The sequence below is a fragment of the Gemmatimonadota bacterium genome, assembly GCA_016712265.1.
GTDB lineage: Bacteria > Gemmatimonadota > Gemmatimonadetes > Gemmatimonadales > Gemmatimonadaceae > RBC101.
This window is the reverse complement of record JADJRJ010000030.1, coordinates 1,216,590-1,234,833: the sequence shown is the minus strand read 5'-3', so window position 1 is coordinate 1,234,833 and position 18,244 is coordinate 1,216,590. Positions and strand designations below refer to the sequence as shown.

Here is an 18,244-nt window from a genome sequence, read left to right as displayed (position 1 = left end):
CGAAGGAGCCTCATGACGATGTCCCTCTCGCCGTTCGCCGAGCTTCCCGGGGCGTCTCTCCCGATCCGGCCACCCTTCCCGTTCGAGTCGGTCTCCACGCGCTTGTTCCCGCTCCGCGCCAGCCTGGACACGCTGCAGCGATTCGTGGATGGGTACCTGAACATCATCCCACCGGAGCTGGGGCGTTTCCGTGTCCCCATGCCGTATGTCCAATTGATGATCCTGGACTACGGCAAGATGGCCATCGAGGTGGGGAACTATGGATGGCTCGCGCAGCGCGAGATCCTGTTCAACATCCCCCTCGAGTGGTACGTGGTGAAGGACGGGAAGTGGGTGTTCAAGGATTGGGCGTCATTCTCGCCGTTCATCTATGTGGACGACGACATGTCCATGACGGTAGGGCGGATGGTGTACGGATGGCCCAAGACCACCGCACAGATCGTCCCGGCGGCCAGCGACTGGGTGCGGAACCCGGGCGCCCCGGTGAAGGAAGCCATCGTACAGACGTCTGTGTTCTCCTCGTTGTACTCGGACCAGCGCCTGGAAATGCAGCCCTTGATCGAGGTTGAACGGGATGCCGTGCCCGGGATGCTGCAACTGCCGTTTGATCCGCGGGCCTCGTGGACGCCGTGGGGCGCATGGTCCACCATGATGCAGACCGTGGCGGGACTCGGTCGCGATACGGTGGGGTGGATGGCCGGGGCTGGCGTCCTGCCGATGTCGCCGGCCACCTCGGCGGACAACTACCTCGCCATGGCGCGCAAGATGGCGACGATGGGGTTCCCCTTCCGACCGCACCTGGCCTCAAATACCCTGTGCCTCAAGCAGTTCCGCAGCTCCGAGAACCCAAATGAGTACTGCTACCAGGCGGTCACCAACGGGGTGATGCGCTTCACGCGCCTGAACAGTGCCGGTGTCCTCGGCGAGGCCCGCATGATGGCTGGCGATGCCACCGGAGGGTACCGCATCCACCTGCATCAATGGCCGTCACTGCCGATCGTGGAGACGCTCGGGCTCGAGGTGGAGCGTCAATGGCGTGGCTCGGCCTGCGACATCGCCACGCTCCGCCCGGTGTTCCCGCTCTGGTACAATGTCAACATGGTGTACGAACCCGGGACCAACGTGGCCTGGCGCACGCGTGATGCCCGCTGGCACGACAGCGACGGGCGGCCGTATCCCGACGCGGCGAGGGAAGGGGAGCGGACCGCCCGGTTGTTCAATACCTCGCTTGGGGCCTCCAACCGAACGATTGCCGGCGCCTTCAAGTTCGAGGAGACCACGGTGCGCGTCCTGCCGTTGCTGGCGCACCGCGAGAAGCTCGTCGCGTTCCTTGATGCCACGTTCAATGCCGCACTGGCCAACGGCAACGCCGGTGACGGTGAGCGATTCACGCTCTGGGGAGGTTTTGGTAGCAGCTTGGCACACGTGTACCTCACGGTGAGCAGCATCGGGCGGGTCTCGTCGAAGAGCGACAATATTGGTGACTGGGCGGGATTCGAGCTGTCATTCCTGGTCCCGGTGCGCCGCGAGCGTCGCGTGGGCGATGCCTGGGAGCTGGTCGGCGTCGGCGTCGTGCCGGCCTTCACTTTTGTCGACAACCCGACAGCGGCGGCCGCCAATGCCGAGGTGCTGGGTATTCCGACCAGTAACGCGGTGTTCATCGTGCCAGACACCAACTGGATGTCGTCGGACGGGCCGGCCCGCGAAGCGGTGCAGCCGCTGCTCGGGCTCGAGGCCGAGGTGTTGCCGGTGGTTGGCCGTGGCGAGCGGTCGGAGCGCCGAGCGATCCTGTCGATCGAGGCGGGCCGGGTGGCGGAAATGACGGATGTCCTCGAGTGGCGGGTGATCGCCGACGAATGGGCGCAGGTCCTGACCAGTGAATTGGCGCGCAAGAAGGCGCTCAAGGCCATGCCCGAACTGGACGTGGCCCGCTCGCTCGCGCTGGAGGTGCTCGGCAACAAGGTGCCGCTGTCGCTGTATACCCTGAAGCAGTTCCGCGACGTGGCCGATCCGACCAAGGCATGCTATCAATCGTTGGTGCGCGTGCGGCGGACGATGTCGGAGATCCACGACGTGCGCGAGATCGAGCGGCCGTTGACGGTGCGCATCACGGACTATCCCACGCTGCCGATCGTGGAGATGCTGGGGCTGGTCTCCCACCAGGTCGAGGGGGCGGGCGGACTGACCTATGCCCTGCAGCCGCAGCGCCCGTTCTGGGTGACCGGGACGGTGGATGAGGCGCTGGGTGACCGCGTGCGGTATTGCGCCGGAACCGGAGGCTGGGACGTCGACCCTGCGCTCCCGACGTACCTGTCTGAGCGAGCCCGTGACACCGGTGTCGCGCTGGCGGCCATGGATCGACTGGATGGGGGCGACGCGCGCCGTATGGCGAAGGCTGGCGCGGAATGGCCGGTCGATGCCGATGCCCCTGCGGCGCGGCGCCAGGCGATTACCAGGGCAGAGGCCGTGCATGTGCTGTCGATCGTTGACCCCCAGCCTGTCATCGAGTCGTTGCTGTCTCGTGAGTGGGGCAATTGGAACGAGGACGCCCGTTGGGTGAGTGCGCGCCGGGCCTTGCTCACCGCACTCCGCGCGCGGCTGGCCGGTGTCTCCCCGCAGTTTGTCGCGGAGGAACAGGATCGCTTCTTCAGCGAGCGGATCCACCAGGCCGGGCGTCGACCTGGCGAAGCACCGATCAAGGACGCGCACGACATGCGGATGCGGTTGCTGGAGTTCGCCGGGCACAAGTACGTGATGGAGCAGGCGTGGCAGACGCTGGCCGACCGGGCGCGCACCGAAGCCGCGAAGGCCGGGGGGACCACCGGCACGGCGACCGGGCTCCTGGAGGCGCGCCGTGCCTTCGTCCGCGCGGTGGAGGTCATCGAGGAGACGGACGTCCTCGGCCGCCCGGAGGCACCGGACCTCGAGGCGGGCGCGTCGACGGTCGACAACCATGAACGCTTGCACGAGCTGGTCGACCAGGAGCTGAAGGCGCTCGCGCGCGCCATGGCCCTGGGGGCATCGTTAGGTGGAACCCCACCATCCGTTGAGGCCATTACCGGTCCCACGGAGGAGTCGCCCGCCGTTTCCCGCGACGCGCTCAAGCAGTTGTTGGCCGTGGAGGAGGTCACGTTTGCCAACAGTATTGGCACGTTGGATGCGGCTGCACGGCGCCGTCTGGCGTCAAACTTCATCGCCGACGCGTCGGCGCACCATGAACCACTCCGTGAGATGGTGCGCCTCGCGCGTGAGCGCGGGGAGTTGCAGCGCTCCGCGCTGATCAACCGACTGGCGCGTACCGCACAGAAGCCGGACTACGTGGTGCCGCGGGTGTCGGTCGGCACCGAGGCCGACCGCCTCTTCCCGATGGCCCAAAGCTGGGACGAGTGGTGGTATGCCGGGGCGAACCCCGATGTATCGTCGCGAGACGGTGGCAGCGACTCCGGGCCACAGCAGTCGATGGTGGAGAGTTCGGTCGACGCCACCCCAAACGCGTGATGCGAGCGGGCGCGAACGGTGAGCGCCCTGGAGTATCTGGCGGTGGACCGTGCGGCTCCACCGTCCGGTCGAGTGGGGGCCGTATCGTATCCCCCGGAACCTCGGCGGCTAAAGCTTCGTAGCCAGGACCCGTGTCGGCGCTGGCGGGCATTCCGTGCGGGTGGAGTGCCGGAGCAGGGGAGTCGTGCGGGTGCTTCCCGACGCGGTCGCGGGCGCAAGAACGCCACGCGGGCCCATTCCCCCGCGGCTCACCTCGCGCTTCTTGGCGAGGCCGCCGGGAGTTACTCGAGCTCGGCGAGCAAGGTGCGTGCGCGGGTCAGCTCCGCCGCCTCGGTCCCCTCGGTAAAGGCATCGTACAGGGGACGGAGCATGGACGCGCCTTCACGGCCACGCCCCTGCTCGCGCATGAGCTCCGCGAGAGGGAGGGCCGCACGCAGTTCCAGCAGCCGCGCATGCTGCGCGTGCGCAACGGCCATGGCGCGGCGCAAGCTGGACTCTGCGTCGGCCAGGGAACCGAGTTCGCGCTGGATCTCGCCACGCTCGCGTAATACCTCGGGCTCGTAGTAGGTCTCGCGCCACTGCGTAATTTGCGCGAGGGCATGCTGCAGCTCGGCGAGCGCGGCCAGGGGTTGGCCGTCACGTCGAAGCCCCTGAGCGAGCATGAGCCGCCACTGCGGGACGAAGATCCCTGCGTCAGTACCGAGGAAGTCGGCCAGTCCCAGCCGCATCTCCTGCACACCGGCCTGCGGCTCTCCGCGCAGTGCTTGTGCCCACCCCCGATAGATCCGCATTGATGCGGCCCAGAAGGCATAGCCGAGGTCGACGGACACCTGATACCCGCGCTCTGCGTTCCTGGCGACGGTCTCCACGTCGCCTTCATCGACGAGGTGATACATGGCCACCCCAAGTCCGACCGCCGTGGACCCCGGGATGTTGAGGTCATCGATGAGCGTGACCAACTCCTGCTGCCGTTTGGCCCCCTGCTCAACGAACCCCGAGAGGCGCAGTGACATCGCGAGGTACGAGAGGATCACCGCGGTCGACGACATCTGGAACAACCCAACCAGGGTGCGCTCCTGCTCCAGGTCGAACAGCGCAATAGCCTCTTCCCCCTGCTGGCGCGCGAGGGCGTATTCGCCGAGGTAGTAGTACGAGAAACCCGTCGCATGCCGCGCGGCCACGTTGAGGATGGGCACCTCGCTGGCTTGGGCCATCTCGAGCACGCGCTTCGCCACCTCGAGTGCCTTCTCGTGCTCCCCGCGCACCAGCCGGACTGTCCACAACCCCCACAGCGCGTTGAAAAGCCCTTCGTAGTTCCTTGTCTGCTCACACAGTTCGCGGGCGCGGACACATGCGCGCTCCACCTCGCGCGAAGCCCATCCCCGGAGGGCCATCAGGGGCGGTGCGATCGCCAGCTGACAGGCCATCTCGTCGCGGATCCGATCGGGAGAGTCTGACGGGAGCGACTCCAGGAGGGAGAGGGCACGACGGTAGTAGCCCACGCACTCCTGCAGTGCCCAGCGGGCGCCAGCCGGGGCGGCGGCCCGCATCCAACCGGTAATGGCCTCCTCGGTCCTTCCGGCGCCCTCCAGGTGCCGCGCCAACAGCTCCGGATGGTCTCGCACGAGGTCCTCGAACTGCGTTGGCAGGGTGTCAGCGATTCGCCCGTGGTACTCCTGCCGCGTCTTCTTGAGCAGGGATTCGTAAGCCGCGTCCTGGATCAGCGCATGCTTGAAGACATAATTCCACCGCGGGGCGACGCCATTCCGGGAAATGAGGTCGAGCTCCATCATGCGCTTGAGGGCGATGTCCAGCGCGGTGGCGGTTGTCTTGGAGACCGCCAGGAGAAGATCCGCACGAAACTCTCGCCCTATCGTCGCCGCGATCTGCGCGATGACCTTGTCCTGGCCGAGCCGATCAATGCGAGCCATGAGGGAGTCGTGCACCGTACTGGGTATCAGCCCCGGAGGGAGTGGACTCACGAGTTCATAGCGGTCCTCCATCTCGCGCAGGTGCCCCGATTCCAGGACGGTCCGGGTCACGGCTTCGACAAAAAGCGGGATCCCGCCCGTGCGCTCAATGATCTGGTTCAACACGACGTCCGGCAGCGACTTGGAACCGACCACCCCGGCGACCAGCGAGCGGACATCGGTCTGGGGCAGCGCCAGGACCCGGATCTCGTGCCGGTTCGGAGCGGGGGACCACAGTTCCGGGAGTTCTGGACGCGTAGAGCCGATCACGAGCAGTGGCGCGTCGCCCTGCTGGGATACGAGCGTCGCCACCAGTTCGAGTGTCGTTGGATCCGCCCAGTGCAGGTCCTCAATGACGAGCAACGTTGGGGTGCCACCGGGAGCGCGCAGTTGCAGTTGGGCGAGGACGGTCAGCAAGCGCTGGCGTTGCCTCGCCGGGGTCAGGTCACTGGCCGGATATCGGTCACCGGCGTCGACCCCAAGTAACGAGGCGAGCAGTGGCACCGCCTCGTCGAGTCGTCCTCCACGCGCCAGGACAAACTGCTCAATGCGGTCGAGTTTCTCGGCGGGCTCAAGGTGATCGCTGAAGTCCAGGCGCCGTTCGATCATCCGGACCACGGGATGGAGTGGGCTGTTCAGTGCATACGGCGAGCATTCGGCCTCGAAGCGCTCATGGGGCGACTCCTGTGCGAAGCTTCGCGCCGCTCCAAGGAGGCGCGACTTGCCGATCCCGGCTTCCCCGCGCAGCAGGATCGCTTGTCCGGCACCACCCATCGCGTTGACCCAGGCCGTGCGAATCTCTGACACCTCGTGCTCGCGTCCGACAAACGGCGCCAGCCCCTCGGACGTCAACGCGTCAAAGCGCGACGCGGCGTCGCTGAGCCCAAGCACGCGCCAGAGTTGCATCGGCCGCGACAGCCCCTTGAGCGCGCGCGCGCCGAGGTCCTCAAGGCGGAAGTGCCCCGACACCAGCCGACGCGTCGCCTCGCTAATCAACATCGTGTCCGGCTCCGCCTCACCCTGCACCCGGGCCGCCACGTTAGGCGCCTCGCCCAGCGCCAGTTGCTCGGCCCGCTGCCCCGTCCCTACGTCCCCGATCACCACCAGCCCCGTGTGCACCCCGATGCGCACCGTCGGGCGCTGGGCGCCCATGGGCGCTGCCTCCAGCTTGGTGAGGATCTCCAGCCCGGACCGAACCGCGCGCAAGGCGTCGTCCTCGTGGGCGATAGGGTACCCGAAGTACGCGAGGATTCCGTCACCCAGGTACTGGGCGATGTGGCCGTCGTACCCGCGAATTACCTCCGCGCACACGGCCTGGTACTTCGCGTACAGATCGCGCAGCTCCTCCGGGTCCAACGTCTCCGACAGTGCGGTCGACCCGACCAGGTCGACGAAAAACACGGTCAGCTGCCGGCGTTCAGCCTGGCTGCGCTCCGTTGCGGCGAAGCGCTTGCCGCAGCCGCTGCAGTTCTTGGCGTCGGGTCGATTGAGGAACGAACAGTCAGGGCACGGAACGCCAAGGGCCGTTCCGCATTCGGAGCAAAAGCGGGCGGCCGCTGCATTGGCCGTCCCACAGGAGGGGCAGAGCATGGGGGGATGCTGCGGGGAGGCGGAATAGTGCGCACTCGGTGGGATCGACGCTAGGTTTGTGGCACCCCTACAGCGCCCGCCGGCGAACCCCAAGTCTTGCCGGCGATTCTCCCCGGACGCGTGACCGACCTTTCCATTCCCGACCTGAACCTGGCTCTCGCAGGGCGCTACCTCGTTGAGCGCGAGATCGCCGTGGGCGGTATGGCGACGGTGTACCTCGTCGTTGACCCCAAGCACCAACGTCGGGTCGCACTCAAGGTCATGAAGTCGTCGGTCGCGGAGGGAGGGGGAACGTCGCGTTTCCTGCGCGAGATTGGGGTGACCGCGAGGTTGGCGCATCCTCATATTTTGCCGCTCCTCGATTCCGGGGACCTGCTGGGGCTTCCGTACTACGCGATGCCGTTCGTGGACGGGGAAACGCTCCGCGAGCGCATCGCCCGCGAGGGCAGGCTCCCAGTGGCCGAAGCGGTCCACCTGGCCGCGGAGGTCGCGGACGCGCTAGCATACGCCCACGCGCAGGGGATCATCCATCGCGACATCAAGCCGGCGAACATCCTGCTCGCCGGGCGGCACGCGATCGTGGCGGACTTCGGGGTCGCCAAGGCGCTGACGCCAACACCAATCGCGGTCGACGTTGACGACATCACGCAGGAAGGGAATGCGGTCGGCACGATCGCCTACATGAGTCCGGAGCAGGCCGTCGGGGAGCCCCATCTCGACGGGCGCTCCGACCTGTTCAGTCTCGGGATCGTGTTGTTCGAGATGCTTGTGGGCGAGAAGGCCTTTGGTGGCACCACGGTGCAGGAGCAGATGGCGCGGCGGTTCACCGGCGTGGTACCGTCAGCGAGGGCGCGACGCGTGGAGGTACCGCCCGACCTGGATGTCGTCCTGCGCAAGGTGTTGGCGAGCGATCCCGCGGAGCGGTTCGCCACAGCCGGCGAGTTCGAGGCCGCCCTGCTGGCGGCGCTTCGCGGAGCGACGGCGCCGTTCGCGACCGGCGCAATTCATGTGGCCCGCTCTCCGGAAGATGTGCCAAGCATCGCCGTCCTCCCGTTCCGCAACCTGGGGGGCGACGCGGACAGCGACTACCTCTCCGATGGCATCACCGAGGAGATCCTCACACAGCTCTCCCTGCGGCGGACCATGCGGGTGTGTGCGCGCCACTCGTCGTTCGCCCTTCGCGATACCGCCGACGACATACAAACTATCGGGAACCGGCTTGGGGTGCGCCACCTCCTGACCGGGAGTGTGCGGCGCGCCGGGGACCGCCTGCGCGTGACTGCGCAGCTGGTGGATGCCGCCTCCGGCTTCCAGGGCTGGTCCGGTCGGTACGACCGGGCCCTGGCCGATGTCTTTGCCATCCAGGACGAGATCGGCGCGGCCATTGCCCACGCACTGAACGTCACCCTGCTCGGCGACCTGTCGGCCCCGAGCCAGTCCGTGGTGCCGCGCCTGGAGGTGTACGACGCCGTCCTCAAGGCGCGGCACGCCTGGAACCAGCGCACGGACGTTGCGATGCAACACGCGATGGACGCCTACCGCGACGCGCTCCGGCTGGATCCGGAGTATGCGCCGGCGTGGGCCGGGCTCGCCCAGGTCTACGTGACCCGGGGGGTGTATGGACATGTTTCCCCCAACGAAGTACTGCCGCTGGCGCGCCAGGCCGCCGGCGAGGCCCTGCGGCGTGATCCGTCCCTCGCGGAGGCGCGCGTGGCGCTGGCCCAGGTCGAGGCGGTGGAGGCGTGGCAGTGGGAGCTGGCCGAGGCGACGTTCCGGCAGGCGGTGGCCCTGAATCCGCTCTTGCCTGCGGCGCACCAGGGGCTCGCGATCATGAGCCTGACGCCACGCGGGCGACACGCCGAGGCACGCGAGTCGATCGAGCGGGCGCTGGCGATCGATCCGCTGTCGCCAGTCCTGCGCGTGACCTTCGCCTCCCAGCTCCTGTATGCACGCCAGTTCGGCGAGGCGCAGCGCGTGGCCCGACAAGTCGTCGAGTTCGACCCCGGCTTTGGTCCCGGTCACTTCTTTCTCGCACAGGTCCTGACGGCAACGGGTGACCACGCGGCGGCGGTGACGCACGCCGAACGCGCTGTGCAGGCGTCCCGTCGCAGTGGGGAGGCGTTGGCGGTCCTCGCATGCGCGCAGGCCGCCGCAGGTGCGACCGACGCCGCCGAACGGCTCCATCGCGAGCTGGAAGAGCGCTCGACGGAGCGGTACACCTCACCCGCACATCGCGCCGTGGTGGCCGCCGCGCTCGGTCGCGTCGATACCGCCCTGGACCTGCTCGACGCCGCGGTCGAGGAACACGCGCCGGACCTGCTCTGGCTCGGCGTGCGCCCGGCGTGGGACGCCCTACGGCTGCATCCCCGCTTTGGGGCGTTGATCCGCCGCTTGCACCTCGAGCCCGGCTGACGCCGCGACGGGTCAGCTGTGGGCGGGGCGCGGCCGAGGAAGAGGGCCGGGCCCCGCCGACCTAACGGTGCCCATCGGCGAATCGAGACGGGCGCGCGCGCCAAGATGCAGGGTGGCGCCGTCTGGCGGGCGGGCGGGGACCGGGATAGCGTACCCGCGCGAAGTGGCGGTGGTTGGGTGGCGCACCGGGGCGGTGCTGACGGGGGCCCTGCAAGGCAAGGGTCGCCGCCGCGTCACCAGCCCCACTCATTACCCTTCGATCCGAACGCGTGTCTCCACTGCTCCTCGCCATCCTGGGGTACCTCGTGCTGCAATTCGGCATCGGGGTCTGGGCCTCGAAGCGGGTTCGCAGCGAGTCCGACTACCTGCTGGCCGGGCGCTCGTTAGGCTATCCCCTCGCGACCTTCTCGTTTTTTGCCACCTGGTTCGGGGCCGAGACCGTGATGGGGTCGGCGGGGACCGCGTACAGCCAGGGGGCGTCGCTCGCCAACGCCGAACCGTTCGGCTACGGGCTCTGCCTGGTGGGGATGGGCTTCATCTTCGCGCGTCCCCTGTGGCGACGACAGCTCACGACACTCGCCGACCTGTTCCGGACACGGTACGCCGTGTCGGTGGAACGGGTCGCCGCCGTGATCCTCATCCCCAGCTCGATCCTGTGGGCCGCCGCACAGGTCCGCGCCTTTGGGCAGGTCCTGTCACTCGCGGGCGCATTTGAGCTGGAAGCGGCGATCGCCCTGGCCACGGGGTTCACCATCATGTACACGGTGTTTGGCGGCCTGTTGGCTGACGCCGTCACGGACCTGGTCCAGGGGGCCATCGTGATCCTTGGGCTGGTGGTGGTCGCGGTCGCCGTTGTCCTCGCGCTACCGGAAGGCACGTCCGTGGCGGGCGTGCTGACGGCGCCAGGGGCCATCACCATTCGTCCGCCTGCTGATGTCAGCTGGCTGGCCCTGATTGAGGAGTGGAGCATCCCGGTCTGCGGCTCCCTCATCGCCACGGAGTTGGTCGGGCGGGTGGTGGCGACCCGGAGCGAGCATGTCGCGTCACGCGCCGCCTTGTTGGCCGGCGGCATGTACATCGTGGTGGGCCTGATCCCGCTGTTGATTGGGCTCGTGGGGCGCCAGGTGGTCGCGCCGCTGGCCGATGCGGAACAGGTGGTGCCCGCGGTCGCGCAACAGCTCCTGCCGCCCGTGTTGTTTGTGGTCTTCGTCGGTGGCCTCCTGTCGGCGATCCTGTCGACGGTGGACAGCACGCTGCTGGTGGCATCAGGGTTGTTGTCTCACAACCTGGTCGTGCCGGTGTTTCGCATCAGCGACGAGCGGCAGAAGGTTCGCGTCGCGCGGCTCGCCGTCGCGTCGTTTGGCCTCCTCGCGTTTGTCCTCGCAGTGCGTGCGGAAGGAGTGTTCGCGCTGGTGGAGCAGGCCTCGGCGTTTGGCAGTTCCGGTGCCCTCGTGGTCGTCGTGTTTGGCCTGTTCACCCCGTGGGGAGGTGCGCGCACGGCCATGGTCACCCTGCTGGTCGGGCTCGGCAGCTACCTGGCGGGCGCCTTTGGCGGGTTCGAGGCGCCATTCGTCACCTCGCTGCTCTTGTCCCTGCTGATCTATGTGGCGGGGAGCGCGGTGGAGGGGCGCCGAGCGCGGGTGCCGGTCACGGAGCGTTGACAGGGGCCGGGCGGCGTGCGAGCATAGCGGTCCAACCCTCCGGTCCGGTGGTCATGCGAAGGTTCCTTGTCGTGGCGGTGCTGGCCCTCATGGCCGCGACCTCGGTCGAGGCGCAGAAGCGCGGCGATCGCAACACCATCACGCGCGTTGATATCGACGAGGCGGGCAACGCGGTCACCAATGCGGATGATGCGGTGCGGCGGTTGCGGCCGCAGTGGTTGCGTGGCCCCATGGGGCGCATGTCGTCGTCTGGGGGCGACGGCCGAATGGGCGAGGTGGCTACGGAGGCCATCCTGTATATCGACGAGAAGCGACAGCCCAACCTCGAGCAGCTGCGCACGGTGCCGGCCCCCTTGATCGAGGAACTCAAGTTCATGGACCAGAATCGGGCGATCCAGATGCTCGGTCCCGGTCACGAGGCCGGGGCGATCATGGTCAAGACGCGCAAACCGCAGTAGTCAGGGAACGAGCCCGGTCGGGCGAAGCACCAGCTGCTCGATGAAGAACTCCATCATCCGGTCGGTGCGCAGGGCGGTGTGCCCGGCGTCCGGCCCCACCTGCACCTCAAAGCTCTTCCCGGCCCGTTGTAGGGCCTGGATGAGCTGCATCGTGTTGTTGGGGTGCACGTTGTTGTCGGCGGTGCCATAGTACAGCATGAGGCGACCGGTCAGCTTGTCGACCTGGGTCATGGCCGAGCCGGCGTCGTATCCGGCCGCGTTCTCCTGCGGGATCCACATGTAGCGCTCGGTGTAGATCGTGTCGTAGTGCCTCCAGTCTGTCACGCTGGACGACGCGGACGCGGCGGCAAAGACGTCCGGATGTCGCAGCAACGCCAGCGCTGACGCGTATCCCCCGTACGACGACCCGAAGATCCCTGCGCGCCCGCGCTCGACGTACGGCCGGGACCACAAGGCCCGCACCCCGGCGGCCTGATCATCGATCTCCACCGTGCCGAGCTTGAGGTAGATCGCGTCGAGGAATCGCTTGCCGCGACCACCCGCACTGCGTGAGTCCAGACTCAGGACCAGGAAGCCAAGCTCGGTCAACGGGTGCGGAGTGGTGAACGTCTCCCGGGCACCATTGGTCGCCGGGCCGGCGTAGACGGTCACGAGGACCGGATACCGGCGGGTGGAATCGAAGTCGCTCGGCCGGTGCAACAACCCGTGCAGGTCGGTGACGCCATCTGCCGCCTTGTAGGTGAACAGCTCCACCCGGCGCAGCCCCACCGAGTCGAAGGTCGCGAGGTTGCTTTCCATCACTGTCGTCAGGACGTCGCCCCGGGCATCGAGCAGGCGGGTGACCGGTGCGCGATTGTGGGTTTGGGCGACGTCCACGATGTGCCGGCCGTCGGGCGCCAGCGCGATCGCGTGGTTCCATGCCGGGTCCGTGAGGCGTTGGTCACCCGACCCATCCAGGCGGACCCGGTGGAGCTGCATCTTCATGTGGTTGTCGCCGGTCCGCGCCAGATACCATACCAACCCCGCCGCTTCATCCACGCGGACGATCTGCGACACCTCGGCGTCGTGACGCGTGACGGCTGCCAACTGGCGTCCCGTGGTGAAGTCATACAGGTAGATGTTCGCGAAGCCGGTGCGTTCCGAGACCCACAGGAACCGCCGGCCATCCGCGAGGAACCTGATCTCAGGGTGGTTTTCCACCCAACTCGACGGCCATTCCTCCCGCACGACCACGCGACAGGCGCCCGTGGACGGCTCACAGGCGGTGAACTCCATCACGTTCTGCCGACGGTTGGTGCGATTGAAGGTGATTTCGCGTCCGTCGGGCGACCATCCCACCGCGTAGACATAGTGCCCCACCACATCGTTGGTGAACGGCTGGCCATGGCGCACGTCGATGCGTTGCGTGCGGCGGCTCGCGACGTCGTAGACGAAGAGCTCGACGACCGGGTTGGGGCTCCCGGCCTTGGGGTAAGCCTCGACGTCGAGTGCGCTCTGGACCTTGGTCTGGTCCATCTGGAGGTAGAAGTCCTTGACCGGACTCTCGTCGAAGCGGTAGTACGCGAGTTGCTTGCCGTCGGGAGACCACCACATCGCGGTGACCTGGCCGAGTTCCTCGCCGTAGACCCAGGACGCGGAGCCGTTCTTCGTGCGCGCCTCGGCGTTGCCGTCGGTGGTCACGGCGAATGCATTGGCCCCGCTGGTATCCGCGATCCAGAGGTTCCGGTCCTTGTAGAAAGCCTTTCGGGTACTGTCCGGGGACACGGCCACATCGTACTGGCGACCGCGTTCGGGCCCCCCGCGTCGGCCCGCGTTAGGCGCGGCGCTTGTACCCGACTCGGTCGCGCGCCGGGTGGCGAGGTCGTATCGCCAACCCTTTCCGCCGTGCTGATACCGGAAGCCCCGGGAGTCCGCGTCCCAGGTCGCGGTGATCGCGCCCGACCGTACCGAGCCCGGAATGACGCGGCTGAGTTGCTGATACCGTTCAAACCGTGGCATCGTGCGCAGGCGGTCCTGCGCCGGGAGCAGCACGGGGACAAGGGACAGGAACAGCCAGGGCGAGGTGCGCATCCGTCGGCAGGGAAGCAGAGCGGGGCAAGTTAGCGCGCCGCGTCGGCGCGCGTTACAATCGGTGTCTCCCTTCACCCTGGCGCCCGACTTCCATGCGGCCTTTCCTCACCTGTGCAACCGGCGGCTTGATCGCCGTCCTGCTTCTTCCCGCCGTGACGACTGCCCAGGCGGCGGCCACGGTGTACCGCCCGGGACAGCTCAATGCGGACCAACAGGTTGCGCACGCGATCTACAAGGAACTCGTCGAGATCAACACGTCGGTGACCACGGGCAACATCACGACCGCGGCCGTGGCCATGGCGCAACGACTGCGCGCCGCCGGGATTCCGGAAGCGGACATCTTTGTGGGCGGGCCGAGGCCCGAAAAGCACAATCTGGTCGCGCGCCTCCGTGGGTCGCGCGGCGCGGCGGCCGGGAAGCCGCTCCTGCTCCTCGCGCATATCGACGTGGTCGAGGCGCTCCCCGAGGATTGGTCCCCGGAGTTTCCACCGTTCAAGTTCACGGAGAAGGACGGCTACTACTACGGGCGGGGTACGGCGGACGACAAGGCCATGGCAGCGATCTTCATCGCCAACGTCTTCCGGATGAAGCGCGAGGGATGGGTACCGGAGCGCGATATCATCCTGGCCCTGACGGCCGACGAGGAGAGCGGGGCGTTCAACGGCGTCGACTGGTTGTTGAAGAACCACCGGGACAAGATGGAGGCCGAGTGGGTGATCAATGAGGGCGGCGGCGGGACGCACCGGAACGGGACGCCGCTCTCCAACACCGTTCAGGCGTCGGAGAAGGTCACAACCAACTTCACGTTGCAGGTCACGAACCGGGGCGGCCACTCTTCGGTGCCCCGGGACGACAACGCCATCACGCAGTTGGCCGATGCGCTGGCCAAGGTTGGGCGCTACCGCTTTCCGGTGCACCTGAGTGACGTCACCCGGGCGTTCTTCACCGGGACAGCTGGTGTCGAGGAGCCGGTGATTGCTCGTGCGATGCGCGCCATGGTGGCCAACCCGCGTGACGGGAGTGCCCTGCGCGTGCTGTCCGCGGATCCCCGCTACAACTCCATGCTCAGGACCAGCTGTGTCGCCACGGAACTCAAGGGCGGGCATGCCACCAACGCCTTGCCGCAGCTTGCTGAAGCGAACGTCAACTGCCGCATCTACCCGACCGAGACGGCCGAGCAGGTCCGCGATTCACTGCGACGGGTGATCGGCGATACCGGGGTGAAGGTCCTGATCCGGTCTCAGCGCCCGCCATCGCCAGCAACCAAGCTCCTCGAGGAGGTGATGGACCCTATTCGCCGTATCACGAGGGAGATGTGGGGCAATATCCCCGTCATCCCGACCATGTCCACCGGCGCCACGGACATGCGCTTCTTCCGTGCGTTAGGCGTGCCCGCCTACGGAGTCTCCGGGTTGTTCAGTGACCCTGCGGTTGATGCTCGCGCCCATGGACGGGACGAGCGGATGCGCGTTCAATCGTTCTTCGAGGGCCAGGAGTTCTTGTACCGGCTGACCCAGGCGCTGGCGGGGCCGAAGCGGCCCGTCTCGGATTAGGGCCACCCCGCCGTACGAGCCGAACGGGACGCCGGCTGCCACGCGGCGCGTGGATAAGGTCACCCGGACGAACGCTCGCTGCGACGGCTGCGTATTTCAGGAGCAGGCTTCTTTCACCGATGGAACCCATGTCCCCTTCCCGGCACCTCCTCTCCCTGGTCCTCGGCGCGGCGGCGGCGCTCCCCGCCCAGGAGCGGATTGACGAAGAGTACACCCGCAAGATCAAGGAGAACCTCCGCGATCCGCGCATCACCACCGAGCTCGTCGATCACCTGCCCTATTCGGCGACGGTGCCCACGCCCCTCAAGTTCCACGGGCGCATCATCGGGCAGCCCGGTGAGTTGACCTACGCCAAGGACATCCAGCGTTATTTCGAGGCGCTGGACAAGGCCAGCGACCGGGTCAGGACCTGGACCATCGGCAAGTCCGAGGAGGGGCGCGACATGATCGTGCTCGTCGTCGCCGATGAGGCCACAATCCGCAACCTGGACAAGTACAAGGCGGACATGGCCGCCCTCGCCGACCCGCGGAAAACGACCGACACGCAGGCGCGCAGCATCATCAGCAATGGCAAGATGATGTACTGGATCACGTCGGGGATGCACTCGCCGGAGACCGGTGGCCCGGAGGCGCTGCAGGAACTCGCCTACCGACTCGCCGTGGGGGAAAGCGAGTACATCCGCACGATCCGCAATAACGTGATCACCATGATCACGCCGGTGATCGAAGTGGACGGACGCGAGAAGCAGGTGGACACGTATTACTTCAACAAGAAGTTGCCGGCGGGCGCCACGCGCTTGCCGCTGATGTACTGGGGCAAGTACGTCGCCCACGACAACAACCGCGACAATATCGGCCAACTGCTGAACCTCTCGCGGCAAGTGAACACGTTCTTTTTGGAGTGGCACCCGCCGATCATGCACGACCTGCACGAGGCGTCGAACTACCTCTACGCCTCGACCGGCACCGGCCCCTACAATGAGGCCATCGACGCCATCACGGTGGATGAGTGGTGGATCCTGGCCAAGAACGAGGTCATGGAGATGACCAAGCGTGGCGTGCCGGGCGTCTGGACCTATGGGTTCTACGACGGCTGGGTGCCCAACTACATGTTCTTCGCGGCGCACGCGCACAACGCGACGGGCCGCTTCTATGAAGTCCAGTCGTATGGCCCGGATACCGGCACGGTGCGCCTCGGGGCCACGCAGACCTCGCGGGAGTGGTTCCGCCCGAACCCGCCGCTGCCGTCCATCAGCTGGGGGCCGCGCAACAACACCAACATCCAGCAGTCCGCCTTGCTGATCACGCTCAACCACGTGGCGAAGAACAAGGCGACGTACCTCGAGAACTTCTGGCTCAAGGGCAAGCGACAGGTCGACAAGGCAAAGACCGGACCGACCTATGCGTGGGTCCTGCCGGCCAACCAGCGCCGCAAGGCGGAAGTGGCCAGTGTCGTGAACGACCTGCGCTTCCAGGGACTCGAATTCCACACGGCGAATGCCGCCGGGACCTTCGGAAACGTGAGCGTCGCCGCGGGTGACTACATCATTCGTGGGGACCAGCCGTATCGCAGTATCCCCGAGATGTATTTCTCGCTCCAGAATTACTCCCCGGCCAATCCGCGGCCGTACGACGACACGGGCTGGACCTACCAGCTCATGCGCAACGTGACGGTCCTGCCCGTCGCCGAGAAAGCGATCCTCGCGGCGGCGATGTCGCCGGTGGCGGCCGACGTGAAGGCGAAGGGCGGGATTGAGGGGAACGGCCCGGTGATCGTGGTCGAGCACACGACCGACAACAACCTCATCACCTTCCGCTTCAAGCACGCCAACGTGGCGATGCAGGCCGCCGAGGAGGACTTCGAGCTCAACGGCAAGCGGTTCCGCGCCGGGGCGATCATCATCCCGGGCGGCGACCGCGCTGTCCTCGGGGCCAGTCTGGCCGACCTGGGATTGTCGGCGTGGGCCACGGCCACGGCGCCCACGGTCAAGACCCACGACCTCGACGTGCCGCGCATCGGGTACGTGCATAGCTGGCAGCGCACGCAGGATGAGGGGTGGGTGCGGGCGGCCCTGGAGCGGTTCGGCGTGCCATTCACCTACTTCGCCGACATCAAACTGCGGGACGGCAATCTGCGCGCGAAATACGACGTCATCATCTTTCCGCACGTCGGGGGCAGCGCGATCGCGCAGGTGAACGGGATCCCGAAGACAGGTCCCCTGGCGCTCCCCTACAAGAAGAGTGATGCCACGCCCAACCTGGGGGCGCTGGACCAGGCCGACGACATTCGCGGCGGCATGGGGATCGAGGGGCTCACCGAACTCGCAAAGTTCGTGCAGGCCGGTGGAACCCTCCTCGTCGAGGGCTCCACGGCCACGATCTTCCCCGAGTATGGGCTGACGAGCGGGATCACCGTTGAAGAGCCCACCGGGCTCTTCGTTCGCGGCTCCGTCATGCGTGGGATCGTGTCGGACCGCCGGAGCCCGATCATGTACGGCCATGATGGGGCGCAACTGCCCGTGTACTTCAACACGGCACCCGTCTTGAGTGCTGGCGGTGGCGGGGGAGGCTTCGGCGGGTTTGGTGGTGCCGGTGGAGCCCCCGTGGGACAGAACATCACCCCAATGGCGACGCGGCTCCGCCTCTCGCCGTGGGACAGTACGACAGCAGGGACGGGACAGGGGCAGGGTGGCGCGGCGGCTGGCGGCCCGGGCGGCTTCGGAGGAGCCGCTGGCGGCGAGCGTCCGCGTGTGATCATGTCGTTCCCGCAGAACCCCAACGACATGTTGCTGTCCGGCACCCTGGCCGGCGGTCAGGCCCTCGCCGGTCGCGCCCAGGTCATTGATGCGCCGATGGGGCAGGGCCATGTGGTGATGTTCGGGATCCGTCCGTTCTGGCGATGGCAGACCCACGGGACCTACTTCATGGGGTTCAACACGATCCTCAACTGGAATGACCTCGGTGCCGGTCGCGAGCCGGTGCCCGGGCGGCCAGCCAGTCAGTAGTCGCCCGGGGCGGGGCGGGGGCAGGAG

Annotated in this window: 8 protein-coding genes; 6 read left to right on the top strand and 2 right to left on the bottom strand. The window is 67.2% G+C overall.

Annotation, left to right across the window (positions count from 1 at the left end; translation table 11 throughout):
• Positions 1-12 precede the first annotated feature (12 nt).
• The gene (locus IPK85_20830) at positions 13-3,498 is read left to right on the top strand and encodes a hypothetical protein (GenBank protein ID MBK8249811.1); all 3,486 of its coding nucleotides are present in this window, start codon (positions 13-15) and stop codon (positions 3,496-3,498) included.
• A 281-nt stretch (positions 3,499-3,779) separates the two neighbouring features.
• Here the strand turns inward: IPK85_20830 and IPK85_20825 are convergent, their stop codons facing one another.
• Positions 3,780-7,058 carry an AAA family ATPase gene (locus tag IPK85_20825; protein MBK8249810.1) on the bottom strand — a complete coding sequence of 1,093 codons (3,279 nt, stop codon included), beginning with the start codon at positions 7,056-7,058 and terminating at the stop codon, positions 3,780-3,782.
• 120 nt (positions 7,059-7,178) lie between these two features.
• Between IPK85_20825 and IPK85_20820 the strand changes: the two genes are divergently transcribed.
• The 3 genes from IPK85_20820 to IPK85_20810 all read left to right on the top strand — a co-directional run bounded on the left by IPK85_20820 (position 7,179) and on the right by IPK85_20810 (position 11,589).
• The gene (locus IPK85_20820; protein ID MBK8249809.1) at positions 7,179-9,470 is read left to right on the top strand and encodes a protein kinase; all 2,292 of its coding nucleotides are present in this window, start codon (positions 7,179-7,181) and stop codon (positions 9,468-9,470) included.
• Between the two features lie 269 nt (positions 9,471-9,739).
• Positions 9,740-11,131 (top strand): sodium:solute symporter family protein, encoded by a 1,392-nt coding sequence (locus IPK85_20815; protein MBK8249808.1) that lies wholly within the window; start codon positions 9,740-9,742, stop codon positions 11,129-11,131.
• Positions 11,132-11,184: 53 nt separating this feature from the next.
• Positions 11,185-11,589 carry a hypothetical protein gene (locus IPK85_20810; GenBank protein MBK8249807.1) on the top strand — a complete coding sequence of 135 codons (405 nt, stop codon included), beginning with the start codon at positions 11,185-11,187 and terminating at the stop codon, positions 11,587-11,589.
• Here IPK85_20810 and IPK85_20805 read toward each other — a convergent pair whose 3' ends face one another.
• Positions 11,590-13,659, bottom strand: coding sequence for a DPP IV N-terminal domain-containing protein (locus IPK85_20805; protein MBK8249806.1), 2,070 nt, complete (start codon positions 13,657-13,659; stop codon positions 11,590-11,592).
• Positions 13,660-13,751: 92 nt separating this feature from the next.
• Here IPK85_20805 and IPK85_20800 point away from each other — a divergent pair, with 92 nt between their 5' ends.
• Both IPK85_20800 and IPK85_20795 read left to right on the top strand, forming a co-directional pair.
• Positions 13,752-15,212 (top strand): M20/M25/M40 family metallo-hydrolase, encoded by a 1,461-nt coding sequence (locus tag IPK85_20800; protein ID MBK8249805.1) that lies wholly within the window; start codon positions 13,752-13,754, stop codon positions 15,210-15,212.
• A gap of 119 nt (positions 15,213-15,331) precedes the next feature.
• On the top strand, positions 15,332-18,217 hold the full coding sequence (locus IPK85_20795; GenBank protein MBK8249804.1) for a hypothetical protein: 2,886 nt from the start codon (positions 15,332-15,334) through the stop codon (positions 18,215-18,217).
• Positions 18,218-18,244 lie beyond the last annotated feature (27 nt).